General features: G+C 62.8%; 18 protein-coding genes. 2 read left to right on the top strand and 16 right to left on the bottom strand.

The window, feature by feature from the left end; genetic code table 11:
* Nucleotides 1-4: 4 nt before the first annotated feature.
* From secG to M1D74_RS08095, 13 genes are all read right to left on the bottom strand, one after another.
* Entirely contained in the window at nt 5-256 is a 252-nt protein-coding gene (secG, locus tag M1D74_RS08155; RefSeq protein ID WP_026543639.1) for a preprotein translocase subunit SecG, read from the bottom strand.
* Between the two features lie 20 nt (nt 257-276).
* Nucleotides 277-1,092 (bottom strand): triose-phosphate isomerase, encoded by an 816-nt coding sequence (tpiA, locus tag M1D74_RS08150; RefSeq protein WP_309071157.1) that lies wholly within the window; start codon nt 1,090-1,092, stop codon nt 277-279.
* 33 nt (nt 1,093-1,125) lie between these two features.
* Entirely contained in the window at nt 1,126-2,373 is a 1,248-nt protein-coding gene (locus M1D74_RS08145; RefSeq protein WP_458117088.1) for a phosphoglycerate kinase, read from the bottom strand.
* A 7-nt stretch (nt 2,374-2,380) separates the two neighbouring features.
* Nucleotides 2,381-3,391: a type I glyceraldehyde-3-phosphate dehydrogenase gene (gene gap / locus M1D74_RS08140; RefSeq protein WP_309071159.1), complete on the bottom strand. Its 1,011-nt coding sequence runs from the start codon at nt 3,389-3,391 to the stop codon at nt 2,381-2,383.
* Nucleotides 3,392-3,611: 220 nt separating this feature from the next.
* The gene (locus M1D74_RS08135; RefSeq protein WP_309071160.1) at nt 3,612-4,238 is read right to left on the bottom strand and encodes a superoxide dismutase; all 627 of its coding nucleotides are present in this window, start codon (nt 4,236-4,238) and stop codon (nt 3,612-3,614) included.
* A 123-nt stretch (nt 4,239-4,361) separates the two neighbouring features.
* A complete protein-coding gene (gene whiA, locus M1D74_RS08130; protein WP_309071162.1) occupies nt 4,362-5,342 on the bottom strand; it encodes a DNA-binding protein WhiA in 981 nt (326 codons plus the stop codon).
* A 10-nt stretch (nt 5,343-5,352) separates the two neighbouring features.
* The gene (locus M1D74_RS08125) at nt 5,353-6,384 is read right to left on the bottom strand and encodes a gluconeogenesis factor YvcK family protein (RefSeq protein ID WP_309124207.1); all 1,032 of its coding nucleotides are present in this window, start codon (nt 6,382-6,384) and stop codon (nt 5,353-5,355) included.
* Nucleotides 6,384-7,283, bottom strand: coding sequence for an RNase adapter RapZ (gene rapZ / locus M1D74_RS08120; protein ID WP_309072315.1), 900 nt, complete (start codon nt 7,281-7,283; stop codon nt 6,384-6,386). The genes M1D74_RS08125 and rapZ overlap by 1 nt, the downstream gene beginning before the upstream one ends.
* Nucleotides 7,284-7,355: 72 nt before the next feature.
* A complete protein-coding gene (uvrC, locus tag M1D74_RS08115) occupies nt 7,356-9,350 on the bottom strand; it encodes an excinuclease ABC subunit UvrC (RefSeq protein ID WP_458117087.1) in 1,995 nt (664 codons plus the stop codon).
* Nucleotides 9,351-9,415: 65 nt separating this feature from the next.
* Nucleotides 9,416-10,081 carry a lysophospholipid acyltransferase family protein gene (locus M1D74_RS08110; RefSeq protein ID WP_458117086.1) on the bottom strand — a complete coding sequence of 222 codons (666 nt, stop codon included), beginning with the start codon at nt 10,079-10,081 and terminating at the stop codon, nt 9,416-9,418.
* The gene (locus M1D74_RS08105; RefSeq protein WP_309072318.1) at nt 10,068-10,772 is read right to left on the bottom strand and encodes an HAD hydrolase-like protein; all 705 of its coding nucleotides are present in this window, start codon (nt 10,770-10,772) and stop codon (nt 10,068-10,070) included. The genes M1D74_RS08110 and M1D74_RS08105 overlap by 14 nt, the downstream gene beginning before the upstream one ends.
* A 58-nt stretch (nt 10,773-10,830) precedes the next feature.
* Nucleotides 10,831-13,692 (bottom strand): excinuclease ABC subunit UvrA, encoded by a 2,862-nt coding sequence (uvrA, locus tag M1D74_RS08100; protein WP_309124209.1) that lies wholly within the window; start codon nt 13,690-13,692, stop codon nt 10,831-10,833.
* 132 nt (nt 13,693-13,824) lie between these two features.
* On the bottom strand, nt 13,825-14,202 hold the full coding sequence (locus tag M1D74_RS08095) for a GntR family transcriptional regulator (protein ID WP_309072320.1): 378 nt from the start codon (nt 14,200-14,202) through the stop codon (nt 13,825-13,827).
* 672 nt (nt 14,203-14,874) lie between these two features.
* Between M1D74_RS08095 and M1D74_RS08090 the strand changes: the two genes are divergently transcribed.
* The gene (locus M1D74_RS08090; protein WP_458117085.1) at nt 14,875-15,297 is read left to right on the top strand and encodes a four-helix bundle copper-binding protein; all 423 of its coding nucleotides are present in this window, start codon (nt 14,875-14,877) and stop codon (nt 15,295-15,297) included.
* 153 nt (nt 15,298-15,450) lie between these two features.
* The gene (locus M1D74_RS08085; RefSeq protein ID WP_458117084.1) at nt 15,451-16,746 is read left to right on the top strand and encodes an APC family permease; all 1,296 of its coding nucleotides are present in this window, start codon (nt 15,451-15,453) and stop codon (nt 16,744-16,746) included.
* Between the two features lie 187 nt (nt 16,747-16,933).
* Here M1D74_RS08085 and M1D74_RS08080 read toward each other — a convergent pair whose 3' ends face one another.
* The 3 genes from M1D74_RS08080 to M1D74_RS08070 all read right to left on the bottom strand — a co-directional run bounded on the left by M1D74_RS08080 (nt 16,934) and on the right by M1D74_RS08070 (nt 20,486).
* Complete coding sequence (locus M1D74_RS08080; RefSeq protein WP_458117083.1) at nt 16,934-17,440, bottom strand: HPP family protein; 507 nt, start codon at nt 17,438-17,440, stop codon at nt 16,934-16,936.
* A gap of 101 nt (nt 17,441-17,541) precedes the next feature.
* Nucleotides 17,542-18,024 carry a hypothetical protein gene (locus tag M1D74_RS08075; protein ID WP_458117082.1) on the bottom strand — a complete coding sequence of 161 codons (483 nt, stop codon included), beginning with the start codon at nt 18,022-18,024 and terminating at the stop codon, nt 17,542-17,544.
* The gene (locus tag M1D74_RS08070) at nt 18,021-20,486 is read right to left on the bottom strand and encodes a molybdopterin oxidoreductase family protein (RefSeq protein WP_458117163.1); all 2,466 of its coding nucleotides are present in this window, start codon (nt 20,484-20,486) and stop codon (nt 18,021-18,023) included. The genes M1D74_RS08075 and M1D74_RS08070 overlap by 4 nt, the downstream gene beginning before the upstream one ends.
* Nucleotides 20,487-20,538: the final 52 nt, after the last annotated feature.

Here is a 20,538-nt window from a genome sequence, read left to right as displayed (position 1 = left end):
TGGGTCAGGAGTCTCCGGCGAAGCGCTGAATCAATCCGAGGGCAACAATGACAACACCCCAGGCGAGCCCGAGGGCCACCGTGAACCGGTTGAGGTTGCGCTCTGCGACTCCGGAGGATCCCATGCTGGTGGTCATGCCGCCGCCGAACATGTCGGACATGCCGCCGCCCCGCCCCTTATGAAGCAGGATGAGCAGCGTCAGCAGCAAGCTGGTGATGCCCAGCAATACCAGCAGGATGATACGGAGAATTTCCACGGTGACCTTTCAGCGTGACCTTAGTCGGTCACCAGATGGTGCTCGAACCTGACAATGTTAGCAAACTCATCTACGTCGAGGCTCGCTCCGCCGACGAGGACGCCGTCTACGTCGCGTTCCTTCAGGATTGCGGCAGCGTTGGCGGCCTTGACTGATCCTCCGTAGAGCAGCCGTACACGTGCGGCGACCGACTCGTCGAAAAGCACGGCCAGTTCGGCCCGGATCGCCGCGCACATCTCCTGCGCGTCCGCAGGTCCCGCTACTTCACCGGTTCCGATGGCCCAGACCGGTTCATAGGCGACGACCAGATCAGACGCCTGCTCTGCGCTCAGACCTGCGACGTCCGCCCGGAGCTGGTTCAGTGTGTGCTCCACATGGGTTCCAGCCTGACGGACCTCGAGCCCTTCACCGACACACAGGACCGGCACGAGGTTGTGACGGTAGGCTGCCTGGACCTTCTGAACGAGGAGCTCATCCGACTCGCCGTGGATGGTGCGCCGCTCGGAGTGGCCGACCAGCACGTACGCGCAGCCGAGCTTCTCGAGGAATTGCCCGGAGATGTCTCCGGTGTAGGCGCCCGAGTCGAACGGCGAAAGGTCCTGTCCCCCGTACACAACATCGAGGTCATCGCCCTTTACCAGTGTCTGCACGCCACGAAGATCCGTGAAGGGCGGGAACACTGCTACCTCTACACGCGAGTAGTCATGCTTTGCGTCATCGAGGGTCCACGCGAGCTTCTGCAACAGAGTGATGCCCTGAACATGGTCCAGGTTCATCTTCCAGTTGCCCGCGATCAGTGGACGACGGTCGTAAGTGCCGTTCGTCGAGGAAGTCATAGTTCTCCAGTTCTAGAAGTATTGCCTGTCGCTTCAGCGCTGCAGCGCGGTCAGGCCCGGGAGTTCCTTGCCCTCAAGGTATTCCAGGCTGGCACCGCCGCCGGTTGAGATGTGGCTGAAACTCGATTCGTCAAAGCCGAGCCCCCGGACTGCCGCGGCGGAGTCACCGCCGCCGACCACAGTCAGCGCGCCGTTGCTCGTAGCGTCGGCAAGCGCCTGCGCCACTACCCTGGTTCCGGCTGCGAACGCGTCGAACTCGAACACACCCATGGGCCCGTTCCAGAAGACGGTCCGGGCCTCGCCGATATGGCGGGCAAATGCCTTGCCCGATTCAGGGCCGATATCCAACCCCAGGCCGGAAGCACCATACTGCCCGGTTTCCATCGACTCGGCCGGAAGAGTCTCGCTGCCTGCGTCTGCTGCAAACTTTTCCGCTACCACGATGTCGGTGGGCAGCACGAACTCGGTACCGGCGTCCCTGGCGCGGGCCAGGTATCCGCGGACTGCGTCGAGTTGGTCCTCTTCCAGCAGGCTGGCACCCACCGAGTGCCCCTGGGCGGCGAGGAATGTGAAGACCATTCCGCCGCCGATGAGCAGCCGGTCGGCAGTGCCGATGAGGTTTTCGATGAACGCGAGCTTATCGGACACTTTTGAACCGCCCAGCACGACCACGAAGGGCCGCTCAGGCTCGCTGGTGAGCCGCTGCAGTACGTCAACCTCGGCCTTGACCAGGTCACCCTGGTAGGAGGGCAGACGGGACGCGACATCGTAGACACTTGCATGCTTGCGGTGGACCGCTCCGAACGCGTCGTCAACATACGCGCCGTTCTCGCCGGTCAACTGGACGAGCTCGTCCGCAAAAGAGGCACGTTCGGCGTCGTCCTTGCTCGTTTCGCGGGCATCGAACCGGACGTTCTGCAGAACGAGAACACTTCCCTCAGTGAGCGACTGCGCATGTTCGCGCGCGTTCTGGCCGCTGACGTCGTCGGCGAACGCCACCTCGAAGTCGGCAAGCTCGGCCAACCTGTCCACCGCGGGCCTGAGCGAGTACTTTTCCTCGGGCGCGCCCTTGGGGCGGCCGAGGTGGGCCATCACGATGACGGCTGCGCCGGCCTCGGTGAGCTTCTGGAGGACCGGGAGGGATGCACGAATGCGTCCGTCATCGGTCACCCGAAGGTTGGGGAGATCGCCCTCAAGGGGCACGTTCAGGTCCGACCTGACCAGAACGCGCCGCCCGCGGACTCCTTCGCTTAGCAGATCATTCAGGGATGCGTAGCTCACAGTCTTCCTAGGAGAGCTTCGATGCGACGATTTCGGTGAGGTCGACCAGGCGGTTTGAGTAGCCCCACTCGTTGTCGTACCAGGAGACAACCTTCACCTGGTTGCCGATGACCTTGGTAAGGCCGGAATCGAAGATCGAGGAAGCGGGATCGGTGACAATGTCCGAGGAGACGATTGGGTCCTCGGTGTAGGTGAGGTACCCCTTCAGCGGTCCTTCGGCTGCAGCGGCCTTGTACGCAGCATTAACTTCCTCCACGGAAACCTCGCGGCCCACGGTGACTGTGAGGTCGGTCGCGGAGCCGGTGGGCACGGGAACGCGGATGGCGTAGCCGTCAAGCTTGCCCTTGAGTTCCGGGAGGACCAGACCGATGGCCTTTGCAGCCCCGGTGGAGGTGGGAACCATGTTGATGGCCGCTGCACGCGCACGGCGGAGGTCCTTGTGGGGACCGTCCTGGAGATTCTGGTCGGCAGTGTAAGCGTGGATGGTGGTCATCAGTCCGCGCTCGATGCCGAATGCGTCATTGAGCACCTTGGCCAGCGGGCCAAGGCAGTTGGTGGTGCAGGACGCGTTGGAGATGATGTGGTGCGTCTCGGGATCGTACTGATCGTCGTTCACGCCGAGTACGACGGTGATGTCCTCATCGGAGGCGGGAGCCGAAATCAGAACCTTCTTGGCCCCTGCATCGATGTGCTTGCGCGCGTCCGAAGCCTTGGTGAAGAACCCGGTGGACTCGATGACGATGTCTACGCCCAGGTCGGCCCAGGGCAGGTTCGACGGGTCGCGCTCGGCGAGGACCTTGATGGTCTTGCCGTCGACGACAAGGCTGCCATCTGCGACCTCCACGCTGACGCCCAGTCGGCCGGTGACGGAGTCGTACTTCAGCAGGTGTGCAAGCGTCTCGGGGCTGGTGAGGTCGTTGACTGCGACGATTTCGAGGTCTGCGCCCTGTTCCAGGGCCGCGCGGAAGTAGTTGCGCCCAATGCGGCCGAATCCGTTGATTCCGATACGGGTAGTCACTGTTTTCTATCTCCTTGATGGGGGTTGCTGCCGACGGCTGTTGCCCTCAAGAAAGGCGGACCGCTTCGGCGTCTGAAAATCAATGCACCGCACTGTGCGCGTCTTGTGTGAACTTGGAGGTTGCCTCCGCAGAGTGTGACGGAGGCGACATTCATCATAGTACGCACCGGGCGCCTTTCCTGCCCGGACGGGCAGGAAAGGTTACGCCGGGCGTGTCTTGCTACGAGAGAGTGATCAGTCCGCTGGCGTTTGCGCGCGCAGACTCGAACCGGCGGGACACATCCGCCCAGTTCACGATGTTCCAGAACGCCTTGACGTAATCAGCCTTGACGTTGACGTAGTCGAGGTAGAACGCGTGCTCCCACATGTCCAGCATGAGGATGGGGGTGGTTCCGACCGGGACGTTGCCCTGCTGGTCGTACAGTTGCTCGATGACGAGGTTGCCGCCGATCGGCTCCCAGGCGAGCAGCGCCCACCCCGAACCCTGAAGGCTCAGAGCAGCCGCGTTGAAATGCCCGCGGAACGCGTCGAAGGACCCGAAAGCATCATCGAGTGCAGCAGCGAGCTCGCCCTCGGGCTTGTCGCCACCGTCCGGCGAAAGGTTGTTCCAGAAGACAGAGTGGTTGACGTGGCCGCCGGTGTGGAATGCCAGGTCCTTGGACAGCTTGGGGATGTTGGTGAAGTCACCGTTCTGGCGGGCCTCGGCGAGCTGCGCAAGTGCATCATTGGCGCCCTTGACGTAGGCTGCGTGATGCTTGCTGTGGTGCAGCTCCATAATCCGGGCGGAGATGTGCGGCTCAAGCGCCGCGTAGTCATAGTTGAGTTCAGGCAAAACGTATTCGCTCACGAAATCCTCCAGGTCCTGTGTTGCTGATCCGGGCTGCAGCCCGGCTATTGCGTTTCTCCAGGCGAGGCCCCGCAACCTTTGACGGCGCGCAGAGCCCCTTGAAGTTCCATCCTATGCAGGTATTCAGTCATCCAGCATGTCTGCAGTCACATTGGCCTCGGTTCCCGGGATGCCGAGTTCCACTGCGCGTTTGTCCGCCATCGCGAGCAACCGCCGGATGCGGCCGGCAATGGCGTCCTTCGTCATGGGCGGGTCTGCGATGCGCCCGAGCTCGTCGAGGCTTGCCTGCTTGTGCGCTACGCGCAGCTCCCCCGCGTACTTGAGGTGATCCGGCACTTCCTCACCCAGAATCTCCAGGGCACGCTCCACGCGCGCACCGGCAGCGACCGCAGCCTGGGCAGACCGCCGGAGGTTTGCGTCGTCGAAGTTGGCAAGGCGGTTCGCGGTGGCGCGAACTTCCTTGCGCATCCGCCGCTCCTCCCACACCATGAGGGCGTCATGGGCTCCCATCCGGGTGAGCAGGACTGCGATGGTGTCGCCGTCGCGAATCACCACGCGGTCCACACCGCGGACTTCCCGGGCCTTCGCCGTGATGCCGAGCCGGCGCGCCGCCCCGACCAGGGCGAGGGCCGACTCCGGCCCCGGACACGTGACCTCCAGTGCCGAGGAGCGGCCGGGTTCGGTGAGAGATCCGTGGGCCAGGAAAGCGCCACGCCAGACCGCCTCCGCATCGGCGGCAGAACCATTGACGACGACGGACGGCAACCCGCGCACGGGCCTCCCCCGGTTGTCGAGCAACCCGGTTTGCCGTGCCAGCGATTCTCCGTCGCGCACAACGCGGACCACATAGCGGTTCCCCCGCCTCAAGCCGTTGCCTGATACCACGATGATCTCGCTGTTGTGGCCATAGACGTCAGAGATAGCGCTCCGGAGCCTACGAGCGGTTGACGCAAGGTCAACCTCCGCCTCGATGACAATCCGTCCGGAGATGATATGCAGGCCGCCGGCGAAGCGCAGGAGTGCGGAAACCTCAGCCTTGCGTACCGACGATTTTTTGACGTCGAGGTGCGAGAGTTCCTCTTTCACATCCGCGGTCAGCGCCACAGACACCCTCCTAGAATTCGCCGAACATGTCTTGATAGGCAGTTGCCAGGCGCAACGCGTCATGAACCGGTCCGCCGCTTGAAGACCCTACTTTACCCAAGAACGCCCGTCCCCCCATTTCGCTGACGGCCGCTTCGAACTCGTCGCGGTCGGCAACCACGGAGGGGTCCGCAATAACGGCATCAATGCGGAACTCCGGCGCGTAACGCCTGATCACCGAGAGGTGGTCGACGGCGCTCATCCCCTGTGTTTCCTTGGTGTCGTTGCTCAGGTTCATCGTCAGGCACCGACGCGCAGTGGTGTTGCACAGTGCGTCCCGCAACTCGGGAAGGAGCAGGTGGGGAAGGACCGAGGTGTACCAGGAACCCGGTCCGAGGATCACCCAATCCGCGAGTTCTATGGCATTGAGTGCGTCGACGCACGCCGGGGCATCTTCGGGGAGAAGACGTACCTTGCTCACATTGCCGGCGCTTCCCGCCACGGCGAGTTGCGCCTGCCCCGAAACCTTCCGGAGCCGAAGGCTGCCGTCGACCTCAGTCAGTACGTCGCCCTCGATGGTCAGCGGCACGCTGGCCATGGGCAGCACCCGCCCCCGCGCACCCAGGAGCGCCCCTGCCCACTGCAGTCCCGCGACAGGGTCGCCCAACAACTCCCAGAGAGTCACGATGAGGAGATTGCCGAGGGCGTGGTTGTCGAGAGATCCCTCCACTCCGTCCCGGGATGCGAACCTGTGCTGCATAACATCGCGCCAGGTCCTCCCCCAGTCCGTGTCATCACACAGCGCCGCAAGAGCCATCCGGAGGTCTCCCGGCGGGAGGACGCCGAGTTCATGCCGCAACCGTCCGGAGGAACCGCCGTCGTCGGCTACGGTGACCACGGCCGTGAGTTCGGAGGTGAGCAGGCGCAGTGCCGAGAGCGAGGCTGACAGACCATGCCCCCCACCAAGAGCCACCACCGATGGAGCATTGTCCTGCGATCCGGTACCGGCCCGGCCGGTCGAAGTGGCTGGAATCAGGGGCAGTGATCCGGTGAGGACCGCCACTATTCGCGCCCGAGGTCACGGTGATGAGCGGTCACCTGCAGACGGGGCAGCTGGGCTAGGCGCTGTGCGATCTCCTCGGTCACCGCAACCGAGCGGTGCTTCCCGCCGGTACAGCCCACAGCGATAGTGGCGTAGTGCTTGTTCTCACGGCGATAGCCCTCAAGCACCGGCTCCAGTGCATGGACATACCTGTCGATGAAATCGGAGGCGCCGTTTGCACCCAGCACGTAGTCCCGTACAGGCTCGTCCATGCCGGTCTGCGGTCGGAGCACCGGCACCCAGTGCGGGTTGGGGATGAAGCGGACGTCAGCGACGAAGTTCGCGTCAACGGGCAATCCGTACTTGAAGCCGAAGCTCATGACGTTCAGCCGCAGGACGATCGGCCCCGACTCCGAGAACAACTCGGTGATGGTGGTCGCGAGGGCGTGCACATTCAGCTGAGTGGTGTCCACGACGACGTCGGAGGCATGCTTCAGTTCCTTGAGCACCTCCCGCTCAGCGGAGATACCGTCCAGGATGCGTCCGTCTCCCTGAAGCGGGTGCGGGCGGCGTCCCTGCTCGAACCGCCGTACAAGGGTGTTGTCCGCCGCGTCAAGGAACAGGACCCGGTAGGTGATGCCCGCCGCCCTCAGTGCGGCCAGCGAACCCTGCACGTTCTGGAACAGTTCCTTGCTTCGTACATCGATCACTACGGCCAGCTTCGGGATCGATTCAGGAGTCCGCGAAACAATCTCCGTGAGGGTGCCGAGCATCTGCGGGGGAAGGTTCTCCACGACGTACCAGCCGTGATCCTCCAGCGCGTTCGCCGCCGTGCTTCGGCCGGCCCCCGACATGCCCGTGACAACGAGCAACTCGGATTCGGCAGGTTTGACCGGCGTCAGACCGTCAGTCTCGTTCATGTGTTCGTTGTCCGTCCCACCGTTGCACGCAAATGTAAGCCGGCTGGGCGCCGGCAGCCACGTCTACCCTAGCTAAGAATCCACTATTTCGCCGGTCATCATGTTCACGGCGGGGGCAGCAGCGTCGCCGGTTGCATCTCCGCCGTCCTCGGCAAGTTGGCGCCTGATCGTGGCCGCCAGCGCCGGTCCCACCCCCTGCACTTCCTGCAGCTCCTCGACGCTTGCCGCCTTCAGTTTACGAACGGATCCGAAGTGCTTGAGCAGGGATCGCCGCTTCGCCGGACCGAGGCCCGGAACGCCGTCCAGTACCGACACGGTCATGGACTTCCCCCGCTTCTGCCGGTGGTAGGCCAGGGCAAACCGGTGGGCCTCGTCGCGGATACGCTGCAGAAGGAACAGCCCCTCAGAGGCGCGGGGAAGAATGATCGGGAAGTCTCCCTCCGGGAGCCACACCTCCTCAAGGCGCTTGGCGAGTCCGATCACAAAGACATCGTCGATACCGAGGTCTTCCAGCGCGTGCGCAGCCGCGCGGACCTGGGGCTGACCGCCGTCGACCACCACGAGGTTCGGCGGGTAGGCGAACTTCTGGCGCGACGGCGCTTTCGCCTCCTCCGGAAGGGAGCCGGCGCCGTCGTCGGTACCGGGCAGGGAGTCGAGCGGATTGCGCTCCGCCAGGTAGTTGCGGAAGCGCCGGGAGATCACGTCATACATCGAGGACGTGTCGTCCCGTGCGGCATCTCCGGTGATGGAAAACCTGCGGTAGTCGGATTTACGTGGAAGGCCGTCCTCGACCACCACCATGGAGGCAACCACGTTGGTGCCCTGCACGTGGGAGATGTCGAAGCACTCGATGCGCATCAGCGGCATGGGCAGGTCCAGCGCTTCCTGGAGTTCCTGCAGTGCTGCGGACCGGGTGGTGATGTCTCCCGCCCGGCGGCTCTTGTGGAGCCTGAGGGAATCAGCAGCGTTCTGGGCGACCGTTCCGAGCAATGTCGCCTTATCCCCCCGCTGCGGGACGCGGATGTCCACGCGGGCTCCCCGCAACCCGTACAGCCACTCGCGCATCTGCTCTTCGTTGCTCGGCATCTCGGGCACGAGGACTTCTCGGGGAATGCGGTTGTTGCTGCTGCTCCCCTCGCCGTAAACCTGCTGCAGGAGATGCTCCACCAGGTCGGCGGTAGTCATGTCCTCGACCTTCTCGACAACCCACCCCCGCTGCCCGCGAATCCTGCCCCCGCGAACATGGAACACCTGCGCTGCCGCTTCAAGTTCATCTTCCGCAAGGGCAAACACGTCGGCGTCGGTATCCTCGCTGAGCACCACGGTGTTCCGTTCAAAAACGCGCTTGAGGGCGGCGATGTCGTCGCGGACGCGCGCTGCCGACTCATAGTCCAGTTCAGCGACGGCTGCCGACATCTTCTGCTCCAGCTCGCGGATGAAGCGGTTGGCCTGGCCGGACATGAAATCGCAGAACTGTACAGCCAGTTCGCGGTGTTCTTCAGGCGACACGCGTCCGATGCAGGGCGCTGAGCACTTGTCGATGTACCCGAGCAGGCAAGGACGGCCGGAACGCTCGGCGCGCTTGAAAACGCCGGAACTGCAGGTTCGGACGGGAAAGACGCGCAGCAGGGTGTCTACAGTCTCCCGAATGGCCTTCGCCGGATAGAAGGGCCCGAAGTAGCGGGTATCCTTCCGGCGGTCCCCGCGCATCACCTGCACCCGTGGGTATTTTTCCCCCAGCGTTACTGCGAGGTATGGGTATGACTTGTCGTCGCGGAACATGACGTTGAACCGCGGATTGAATTCCTTGATCCAGGTGTACTCCAGCTGGAGCGCCTCAAGTTCACTGCCGACGACGGTCCACTCAACACTTGCCGCCGTGTGTACCATGGCGCGGGTGCGCGGCATCAGTCCCTGAGGATTGGCGAAGTAGGAGTTAAGCCGGGAGCGAAGGTTCTTTGCCTTACCGACGTAGACAACCCGCCGATGCTGGTCCCGGAACCGATAAACCCCCGGTTCCTGTGGGATCTCGCCGGTTTTCGGGCGGTATGTTGCTGGATCTGCCACCCAAATATCCTACCGGCGCGCTGCTTGCGGGGTGGCGCCGACGCTGTTGGTGCAGACGCACCCGGTTATTCGGAAAGGCCCTTGTTGTACCCGGCTGCCCTGTGCTGCCCTGTCAAGGCGGCGATAGCGTCCATCACCGCGTCTGTCGCCTGCCGTCGCGCGGGTAGCGAGTGATCGGGTCCGGTTCGCTCGAAATACAGCGGCTCACCGATCTTCATCGTGAAGTGCTGCGGCCGGATCCACCGGGCACCCGCGGGTTGCAGGCGCTCAGTGCCCAGAAGGCCGACCGGAACAACCGGGGCGCCCGTCGTCAGGGCGAGCCACCCCACGCCCGTCCGGCCCCGGTACAGCAACCCGTCACGGGAGCGCGTCCCTTCCGGGTAGATGCCGACCCCGTCTCCATGCTCGAGCATGGTGAGCAGTGTCTTCAGCGCCTGCACGCTTGCGGCCTGCTGACCGCGCTGTACCGGGATGGAGCCGACGCCCTCGAAAAAGGATCGCATCAGAGCCCCCTTTATTCCTGTGCCGGTGAAGTACTCGGCCTTGGCGAAAAAGGCTACGGGCCGAGGCATGAGTGCCTGAACCAGAACGCTGTCGAGAAAGGAAAGATGATTGGCCGCAACAATAAAACCACCCGTTGCCGGTACGTTCTCCAGGCCAAGGACCGTGGGGCGGCAGAGACCTGCGATCAGACCGCGGGTGCTGCTGCGGGTGAGTTCATAGACGCCCATGGGCCACCACCTGCGAGGGTTCGGCGTATGCGAGCACCCGTTCCACAAGTTCTGCGGACGAACTTACGACGGCGGCCGCGCCGGCCTGCGTGAACTCGTCCATACTGCCGAATCCCCACTGCACGGCAATGCATTCCAAGCCGTTCGCGGCTGCACCCTCGATGTCGTGAAGCCGGTCCCCGATCATCAGCGCGTGGTCGAAGTTACCCTGGTGCTCAGCGAGAGCCGCTGCGATGATTGTCCGCTTGCCGTCCAGCAGGGCAGCGGCTTGTTCATCATTGGGCGCCCCGTGAATGGACTCGAACAGGGGCGTCATCCCTTGTATTTCGAGAAGCTCACGCGCCAGCCGCTCCGGCTTCTGGGTAGCTACCCCGACACGGTGGCCCCGGTCCCGGAGCATCCGGACGGCCTCGACGATGCCTGGATAGGGGCTGCTTTCCGCCATACCGTGCATGCGGTACCCGGCACGGTACAGGGCGATGACCTCCGCCACGCGATCCTCCGGCACGCCGGCGATGTCCACGAGTGACCGCACCAGCGCAGGCCCGACCATACGCCGCATGTCGTCAGCACCCGGCACAGGCAGCCCGAGCGATCGCAGCGCCGCAGCGATCCCGCCTGTGATTGCTCCTTCCGGGTTCACCAGCGTTCCATCCAGGTCGAACAGGATGAGCAGCCGCGTATTCTTCACCGAGCAAGTTTCCCATAGTGCGACGCCGTGCCGGAAATGGCATGCCGGCGTCGGAATATTAGGACGCCGGGTCGAGTACCTCCGCCAGGAACTGGCCGGTGTGGCTTCCTTCGGTGAGCGCGATCTGCTCGGGGGTTCCGGTGGCGATGATCTCGCCGCCGCCCGAACCGCCATCCGGGCCGAGGTCTATGACCCAGTCCGCGCTTTTGATGACGTCGAGGTTGTGCTCGATGGTGATCACGGTGTTTCCCTTGTCCACGAGCCCCTGAAGAACCTGCAACAGCTTGCGGATGTCCTCGAAATGCAGACCGGTGGTCGGCTCATCGAGCACGTAGATGCTGCGTCCATTCGAACGCTTCTGCAGTTCACTGGCCAGCTTGACGCGCTGTGCCTCACCGCCCGAGAGGGTGGTGGCGGGTTGCCCGAGCCGCACGTAACCCAGGCCTACATCCACGAGGGTGGTCAGGTGCCGTGCGATCGGTGTGAAAGCAGCGAAGAACTCCGCGGCTTCCTCGATGGGCATGTCCAGAACATCGGCGATGGTCTTGCCCTTGTAGTGAACCTCGAGGGTTTCCCGGTTATAGCGCGCACCGTGGCAGACCTCGCACGGCACGTAGACATCGGGGAGGAAGTTCATCTCGATCTTCAGGGTGCCGTCACCCGAGCAGGCCTCGCAGCGTCCGCCCTTGACGTTGAAGGAGAACCTTCCCGGCAGGTAGCCGCGGACCTTCGCTTCGGTGGTTTCGGCGAAGAGCTTTCGGATGTTGTCGAACACCCCGGTGTAGGTCGCCGGGTTGGATCGCGGCGTCCTGCCGATCGGCCCCTGGTCGACGTGGATGACCTTGTCGAGGTGCTGGAGGCCGTCGATTCGGCGGTGCCGACCGGCGACCTGCTTGGCGCCGTTGAGCTTGTTCGCGAGGACCTTGTACAGGATCTCATTGACCAGGGTGGACTTGCCCGATCCGCTGACCCCCGTGACGGCAGTGAGCACGCCCAGCGGGAAGGTGGCGTCGACGCCCTTCAGATTGTGCTCACGAGCGCCGACGACCTTGAGCTGCCGGGAACGGTCGATCTTTCGACGCTTCGCCGGAGGCTCGATCTTCCGCCTCCCCGAGAGGTAATCGCCCGTTATGGACCGCTCGTTGCGCAGCAGGTCCTCCAAGGAACCCGAGTGGACTACCTCGCCGCCGTGCTCACCGGCGCCCGGGCCGATGTCCACGATCCAGTCCGCTTCGTTGATGGTGTCTTCATCGTGCTCAACGACGATCAGTGTGTTTCCGAGGTTCCTCAGCCGCGTGAGGGTCTCGATGAGACGGCGGTTGTCGCGCTGGTGCAAGCCGATGGAGGGTTCGTCGAGTACATACAGCACGCCAACCAGGCCGGAGCCGATCTGGGTGGCCAGGCGGATACGCTGCGCCTCACCGCCGGACAGCGTACCTGCCGCCCGTTCGAGATTGAGGTATTCGAGACCGACATCCAGCAGGAAACGAAGGCGGGCCTGGATCTCCTTCAAAACCTGGGAGGCAATCTGCGCCTCGCGGCCCGTCAGGACGAGGTTGTTCAGGAAGTCGCTGCATTCGCGCATCGGCAGGGCCGCGACCTCGGCGATCGAACGGCCGTTGATGAGCACCGACAGGGAAGCGGGATTGAGCCTGGCTCCGCCGCATTCGGGGCAGGGAACCTGCCGCATGTATTCCTCATAGCGGTCCCTCGCGTAGTCGGACTCCGTCTCGAGGTGCTTGCGGTGAATGTACTGGACCGCTCCCTCAAATCCGGTGCTGTACTTCCGTTCACGTCCGAATCGGTTGCGGTACTGCACAACGACCTTGTGGTCCTTGCCGTACAGGGCGGCATCCCGGGCGTGCGCGGGCAGCTTCTTCCAGGCGGTATCCATGGAGAAGTCGAGCTCCTTGGAGAGCCCTTCGAGGAGGCGTGTCCAATATTCGAGGGTGGCGGCGCCGAGTGCCCAGGGGGCGATTGCGCCTTCGCGGAGCGAAAGGTCAGGGTTGGGTACGACGAGTTCCTCATCGACTTCAAGCTTGGTGCCGATGCCGGTGCAGGCCGGGCACGCACCGAAAGGGTTGTTGAAGGAAAACGACCGGGGCTCGATCTCATCCAACGCAAGCGGGTGCTCGTTGGGGCATGCCAGGTTCTCGGAGAATGCGCGCAGCCGGTGCGGATCGTCTGACTCGAGGTCGACGAAGTCTGCCAGCACCCGCCCCTCGGCGAGCTTGAGCGCCGTCTCGATGGAATCGGTGAGCCGCTGCCGTACACCCGGTTTGACGACCAGGCGGTCCACGACGACCTCGATGGTGTGCTTGAACTGCTTGCCCAGCTTCGGTGGATCGGTGAGCTGGATAAGGTCACCGTCCACGCGTGCCCGGGAGTACCCCTTTGCCGACAGGTCCTGAAAGAGATCGACGAACTCACCCTTGCGGCCGCGCACGACGGGCGCGAGTATCTGGAACCTTGTGCCTTCCGCGAGCTCCATGAGCTGGTCGACGATTTGCTGTGGAGTTTGCTTGGTGACCGCTTCGCCGCACTGCGGACAGTGGGGCCGACCCACGCGTGCCCACAGCAACCGCATGTAGTCGTAGATTTCGGTGATGGTTCCCACGGTGGACCGCGGGTTCTTGCTGGTCGATTTCTGGTCGATGGAGACCGCAGGAGACAAACCCTCAATGAAGTCGACGTCGGGCTTGTCCACCTGTCCGAGGAACTGGCGGGCGTAAGCAGAGAGGGATTCGACGTAGCGGCGCTGCCCCTCCGCGAAGATGGTGTCGAAAGCGAGGGAGGATTTACCGGAGCCGGAGAGACCGGTGAAGACGATCATCGCGTCCCGAGGCAGGTCCAGATCGACGTTGCGCAGGTTGTGTTCCCGTGCACCCTTGACCACAAGCCGCGAGAGATCCTGAGGCATTTTGTCGGGGTGGGCGAAAGCGGAATCCACGGAGGTTGCTATAGACACCATTTCACTTTAGAGGAAACAGTGTTCGAAGACATATTCGAACGTCGATTTTTCCGGGTATTAGCGGCGTGTCGCCTCGTATGTTCACCGACGGCGCAGAGCCGCCCGCAGATAGGAAACCGCTTCCTCCTCAGTCAGGCCGTTCGCCTTAATAAGCCGTGCATACTCGGCCGCACCTTCTGCTGCCTTGCGCCGCGCCTCGTCCCCCGCCGCCGCGACGACAGTCCCCGCCCGCGAACGTGTGACGACAATATGCGCCTGCTCCAGTTCCCGGTAAGCCCGGGCGACCGTATTGACTGCAACACCGAGATGGCCCGCGAGAGTGCGGACCGGTGGCAGCCGGGTACCCACCGGCAGGGAGCCGTCATTGGCGGCGTCCAGTATCTGCACGCGCAACTGTTCGTACGGGGGGACTGAGCTGTTGGGATCGATCCGCAGCCACGCCGATACATCAGAATTCACGGTGCGCGCTCCTGGACGACAGTGGGAAAGGTGCTCACATTGTGCCACGCGGTGTCATGCATCACCATCAGTATTAGAGTTGCCCGCATGCATGATCTTGCCGGTGTGACCATCAGGAGCATCTCTGTCAGCGAGACGGACAACAACTACCTCTGAATGTAGCGGGGCCGGTGTACTAAATTTGCCACTATCTACATCCGTCAAGCTCCGACCTCTGACGGCACCATCTCTCCTGGAGCTTCAGCAGCACGTTAAATAGGATTGGATACCCGCAAACGCGTTGAGTTGCCACGTACGTCGAAGGCACTTCGAACCCAGAAGGCGCGTTCGCCTCGCTGCTCTTCATACTGCTCTCTGCCATAACTTCACCCGCGCTATGAGAAAGCGCTCGATGGCACGCACGCGTACCGGATAGCTCAGAGGCTTTTTTGAACGGTGTCAGGCAGTACAGAGGGGAGGCCATGGTCGACCTACTCTCCGCATCCTCATCAAACGCTCGTTTTCGATTCTCGCCCGAGCATTGCATCGGCGGATCTCGTGCTGAAAATCCCCTCGCCCGGTGCCAGTTTCGGGTGAGACGCTGGCCGGATTCGGAATGGTAAGGCTACTGTGGATTTGAGGGGCCAACGGCCCGCTGGCCCTCTTTCGTCTATGGATCAGGAGCAGAATCAAATGACGCACATCACCTCTATGCTCGAGACGTATCCGAAGGACCTCGGTGGCATCGACCGGGAAAAACTAGCCGAATGCATTGCAGCGTGCTTTGAATGCGCGCAGACGTGTACCGCCTGTGCAGATGCCTGCCTGAGCGAAGATATGGTCGCCGAACTCACTAAATGCATCCGCACCAATCTGGATTGCGCGGATATCTGCGCCACCACAGGAAACGTCCTCTCCCGCCATACCGGCTACGACGCGAACGTGACTAAGTCCGTCCTGGAAGCCTGCGCAACTGTGTGCAAGGCTTGCGCGGACGAATGCGAACAGCACGCAGGCATGCACGATCACTGCCAGACCTGCGCTGAAGCATGCCGCCGTTGCGAAACCGCCTGCAACGAACTCTTGAGTTCCCTCGGCCGTGGGGCTTCCGAGTAGAAACAATCTATGGCTTGATCGGCGGCTTCGCCGGAACGATGACCCAGTGAAACCTCCTCGGAGCTGATCTCGCCGAATCGTGAAGGAAAGGACCCTGCAATCGAACGCGGCTCCACCGGCAAGGTCGGACAGACACTGTCCCTAACGGGCTCCGTGGCCCTGGGCACCGGCGTCATGATCGGTGCCGGCATTTTCGCGCTTGTGGGCCAGGTCGCGGAACTGGCCGGTGGTTGGGTGCCTTGGGCGTTCTTCGCCGGTGCGGTGGTCGTGGCGTTCAGCTCCTACTCCTACATTCGCTACTCCGCCACCAACCCCTCCGCTGGTGGAATCGCCATGCTGCTCAAGGCCGCTTACGGCCCGGGCGTGGTTGCAGGCTCGTTTTCCCTGTTCATGTACGTGTCGATGATTCTGGCCGAAAGCCTACTGGGCCGCACCTTCGGCACATACTTGTTGCGGCCTTTCGGGATGCAAGATTCCGCGCTGTGGGTGCCGGTGCTGGCCATTACAGCTATCTCATCCGCAGCGCTGGTGAACCTCGTCGGCAATCAGTGGGTGGAGCCCTTTGCCACGGTGACCGCGGCAATCAAGATTATTGGAATTGCGGTCTTGGCCCTCGCCGGGATTGTCGCCGCCGGGCTCTCCTCTCTGGGACGGTTGTTCAACACCGCGGACCGGACCCCGCCGGAAACGGGGTTGTTGGGTTTCCTGGCCGGAGTGGCCTTATGCATCCTGGCTTATAAGGGATTCACCACCATCACCAATCAGGGGGCGGACCTACGCGACCCCAAACGCAACATCGGCCGGTCCATCATGATCGCGATCGGTCTGTGCACCATCCTCTACCTGCTGATCACCGTCGCCGTGACCGGCAGCCTCAGTGTCCCGCAGATCGTGGAGGCCCGGGACTACGCCCTTGCCGAGGCGGCCGAGCCCACCTTCGGGTCGTGGGGGGTGAGGTTGACCGTGATGATCGCCGTCGTCGCCACACTCTCCGGGCTTGTTGCCAGCCTGTTCTCAGTCTCCAAGCTCTATGACATGCTCCGCGACATGGGCCAAGCCCCTGGTCTGCCGGGGAAGGAGGGGCACCAGTCACTGTTCATCACCGCGGGGCTAGCCATTGTCATGGCAGCCTTCTTCGACCTGTCCCAAATCGCCGCCCTCGGCGCCATCCTCTACCTCGCGATGGATATCGCCATTCACTGGGGCATCATCCGGCACCTGCGAAGCGACACTCAGGCCAAGGTGTGGATACCGTGGGTTGCCATCGCGCTCGACTTCGCCGTCCTGGTGCCCTTCACGATCCTAAAAGCACAGGCGGACCCGCTCACCATAGTCATCACCGTGGTGGTGGCTTCGATCATCGTCGCGACCCAGTGGCTGGTCGTACGCCACAGAAGCCGCGATGGTGAACCATCACAGGAAACCCCCGCCCAGCGCCACTTCGAGTAACGGCCATTCCGACGCCCAGCCCGACAAACCTTATAGCCGTCGCCGGTTACAGACTCGATTGAAGGGCGAGACCACATAAGCGCCGACCCGCCAGCGGAGCCACAGAAGAACTGTCAGCGAGCGGTCGTCTTCCCGTTGCGCTTGAAGTTAGGGCGGCACTCCCTGAAAGGGTCGGCTGTAGAGCCAGTCAAGATGAGCTCGGCTTGGTACCGAAGGCCACGTTCAGTCCCCATCCGAGTGCGGTGACGACCAGGACTGCTCCAGCCATTGTGAGTAGCTGGAGCGGCGTAGTAAGTATGCCGAGGCTGACAATGAGCGTTGTCGCACCGGCTGGCGGGTGCGACATTTTGATAAGCGTCAGCACCAGGGTTGTCAGGGCTACGGAGAGCGCACCGGCGATCACGTACTGCGGGGTTAATCCTCCAACGGGTGCCGGCGGAGCACCTACCAGTCCCAGCGCGTAGAAACAGCCGGCTCCTGCGAGCAGCCCCACACCGTGGCCTACCAGGGCGTTGCGCGGTCGTGAGGACTCTTGCTGGGGAGATTCGAAGAACAGCATGACGGTGGGGCCAAGGCTGGGAAAAAGCCACGGTAGGTGAGCCAGCAAGCCGACGAGCCCGGCGATCGCAAGGACGATCAGCGAAAGGACTCCAGCGTAAGCGGCTGCTCCCAGTCGCCCAACCGGTTCAGACATCCGTTTCAGCAGGGGCGCTCGTCCCATTGGTTAAACCTCCTGACGAACCGGCTGCAGGCGATGCCCCTTCCGGTTTCTCGCTGGGTATGGCGATTGGTTGGTCAGCTGATCAATGCCTGGGTCGATTCCACTTTCAGCATGGCGTTGGCCCAGCGCAGCTGCCGCAGCGTTTCGGGGTGGCACTGCTTGGTGACATCGAGGAGGTCGGTGTGTTTGATGCCTTGGGCGGCCTGGGCGAGCATTTCCCAGTCGACTGAGACTCCGGCGGCTTTGAGGTAGATTTCACGCAGGTCCCGCAACAGCAGCAAGGCGGGAGAGCTGCGCCGCCCAATAAGTTCGCTGCCTTTTTCCCGGAGTTTCTTGGTAACAGCCAAGTCTCCCTTGGGATCCGGGTCGAGGTCCTGGCCGTAGTTCTTCGCGATCTTCGCTATTTCGCGTACGTGTTCCTGGGACCACTTCGCAAGGTCCCGGCCGAGATGGTAAATCTCGTGGTCTACTTTGTGCCGTTCGGAAACTTGCAGCAGTTCATGCGCGAGATCGTTCTCCGATCGGTGCAGCTCCTCCAGCACCAGTCCGATCTTCATCGTGATCCTCCCGCTGCTCCGGCTTTGATGTCTTCTTCCACCGCAGCGTTATGTGAGCCGGCCGTCTCATAACCAATAGACCGGACCGGTGCGGACGCTGTCGTTGTCGGCGCTGCTGAAGGGCCCTTGCCGGACTTGACCCGCTTAATGTTCGCGGCAGCGGTCTTGAAGATGGGTTGTTTGGACGCCGGATCCCAGTCCGTAACGGTCAATTCGTTCGCCGCGCGCCCGGCCTTGTCCGGTTGGTGTCCGCCGTCGGTATCCCAGTAGCCGTAGTGGAAGGGCAGGAATAGGACACCGTCCCGGACGCCGCTGATCCTTACTTTCGCCTCAACCGACCCCCGGGGAGTGGAGACCCGGGCGAGGTCTCCTTCTTTGATGCCGTAGGCGGTCGCGTCATTGTCAGACATTTCGACCCATACCTCTGGGGCTGCGGCTTGAAGTTGGGGTGCGCGCCCCGTTTTCGTACGGGTATGGAAGTGGTACAGGGTGCGCCCGGTGATCAGCTGTAGCGGGTAGTCCTGGCTGGGGAGCTCATGCGGGGGCATGTACGCCGCTGCTTTGAGGATGGCCTTGCCTTTCGGGTTCATGGCCTTGTACTCATCCGGTTCCAGGGGCGCACCGGTCACCAGGTCGCGCCCGTAGCTCTCGCAGTACTCCGGGGAGCTCCAGAACTTGCCGTCGGCGTAAATCCGCTCGGAGCCTTCCGGGTTTTCCTCATTGCAGGGCCACTGGATCCCGGAGCCGCCGCGGAGCTTTTCGTACGTGATTCCGGTGTAATCACAGGGACGGCCGCGAGTGCACTCCTTCCACGCTTCGAAGGCCGATTCCGGATCGTGCCACTTCACCAGCGGCTGCCCGTCCTTATCGCGCAGGTCCATCCGTCGGGCGTAGTCGATGAATATGTCCAAGTCCGGCTTCGCCTCCCCGGGCGGATCGACGGCCTTCTCCGAAATGTGGACGGTCCGGTCCACGTTCGTGAAAGTCCCCGTCTTTTCCCCCCAGGTTGCCGCTGGAAGCACGACGTCGGCTAGTCGGGCTGTTTCGGAAAGGAAGATGTCCTGGACCACCAGGAACAGGCGTTCCTGGGTGAGGATGGAGCGGATACGTTGAAGTTCCGGCAGGGACAGCGCCGGATTGGTGCCGCTGACCCAGAGCATGCGGATGGACCCGTCCTCAACGTACCGCATCATCTGCATTACGTGGGTGGGCGGTGAGTAGTGCGGTATTGCCATGGGGTCGACGTTCCACACATCCGCGAGGTCTTTCACGTGGGCGTCGTTGGACCAGTTCCGGAAGGCCGGGAAATCTCCGTCGGCACCGCATTCGCGGGTGTTCTGAGCCGTGGGCTGCCCATTCATCTGCAGGATCCCGCAGCCGGGTTTGCCGAGCATGCCGCGAATGATGTTGATGTTGTTGACCTGCACGGCCGCCGCCGTGGCCTGATGGGATTGATAAAAGCCTTGCAGCACGGTCGAGAGCAGGCGTTCGGCGTGCCCGATGATGCTCGCTGCCTCGCGGATCTTCTCCGCCGGCACATCACAGATTTCTGCCACACGTTCAGGCGGGTACTCCTTGACCCGCTTCTGAAGTTCGCTGTACCCGACGGCATGAGCCTCTACGTAGTCCGTGTCGACCCAGCCGTTCTCGATGATTTCGTGGAGCAACCCGTTCATGAGCGCCACGTTCGTGCCCGGCCTGGGTGCGAGGTGGACGGTGGCCGCTCGCGCTACGGGTGTGGCTCGCGGATCGACGCAGATGATTTTCGGGGGGTTCGGCCCGGCAAGGCGGTCAAGGACCCGCGTCCAGAGCACTGTCTGCGTCTCGGCCATGTTGTGGCCATACAGGGCAATCACATCAGCATGATCAACATCGGTATAGGAGCCAGGCTGACCATCACATGCGAAGGACTCCTTCAACGCTGCAGCAGCGGTCGCGGTACACAACCGCGTATTGCCGTCCACGTGATTGGTGCCCAAACCCCCGTGTGCAACGATCCCCAGGGTGTAGTACTCCTCAGCGAACAATTGCCCCGTGGTATAGAAACCGATGGCGCTGGCACCTTGCCCATCAAGCAGATCCCTGCTGCGCTCGACCACTTTCTCCATTGCGGTGTCCCAGTCCGTCTCCACGAGCTTCCCCCTTCTCCGGATCAGGGGTTTCGTGAGGCGGTCCGGGGACGAGTTGGCCTGCCACCCGTAGAGGTCCTTCGGGCCCAGGCGTCCGTGGTTGACGCGATCCTGAGCCCGTCCCCGGACGCCAGCTATGCGGTCATCCTTCACCGCTATATCCAAGGCGTCACCGTTGGAGTGAAGAATAGATGCAGTCTGCACCCATCGATCAACATCCGCTTCCTGAAGGCCCTCTTCCAGGTGCATATCCACCCGGACAGGCCAGGCCTCGCCCGACGCGTAAGGGGTTCGTGTACCCCATGGTTCGGCTATCCGGTCCTTGCGAGTCATCGACACGTCCTCCGGTCCTGGTGGGGTAATGCTCACTGACTAACCGTGAAGC

The organism is Arthrobacter sp. D2-10, from assembly GCF_054161285.1.
This window is presented reverse-complemented; position numbering and strand designations above follow the sequence as displayed.

What these genes read in the sequence shown, in the direction of transcription:
- rapZ (WP_309072315.1), bottom strand. Translation starts at nt 7,283, where the DNA reads ATGAACGAGACTGACGGTCTGACGCCGGTCAAACCTGCCGAATCCGAG.
- uvrA (WP_309124209.1), bottom strand. Translation starts at nt 13,692, where the DNA reads ATGCCTCAGGATCTCTCGCGGCTTGTGGTCAAGGGTGCACGGGAACAC.
- tpiA (WP_309071157.1), bottom strand. Translation starts at nt 1,092, where the DNA reads ATGACTTCCTCGACGAACGGCACTTACGACCGTCGTCCACTGATCGCG.
- M1D74_RS08090 (WP_458117085.1), top strand. Translation starts at nt 14,875, where the DNA reads ATGACGCACATCACCTCTATGCTCGAGACGTATCCGAAGGACCTCGGT.
- M1D74_RS08070 (WP_458117163.1), bottom strand. Translation starts at nt 20,486, where the DNA reads ATGACTCGCAAGGACCGGATAGCCGAACCATGGGGTACACGAACCCCT.
- M1D74_RS08110 (WP_458117086.1), bottom strand. Translation starts at nt 10,081, where the DNA reads ATGGGCGTCTATGAACTCACCCGCAGCAGCACCCGCGGTCTGATCGCA.
- M1D74_RS08075 (WP_458117082.1), bottom strand. Translation starts at nt 18,024, where the DNA reads ATGAAGATCGGACTGGTGCTGGAGGAGCTGCACCGATCGGAGAACGAT.
- M1D74_RS08080 (WP_458117083.1), bottom strand. Translation starts at nt 17,440, where the DNA reads ATGTCTGAACCGGTTGGGCGACTGGGAGCAGCCGCTTACGCTGGAGTC.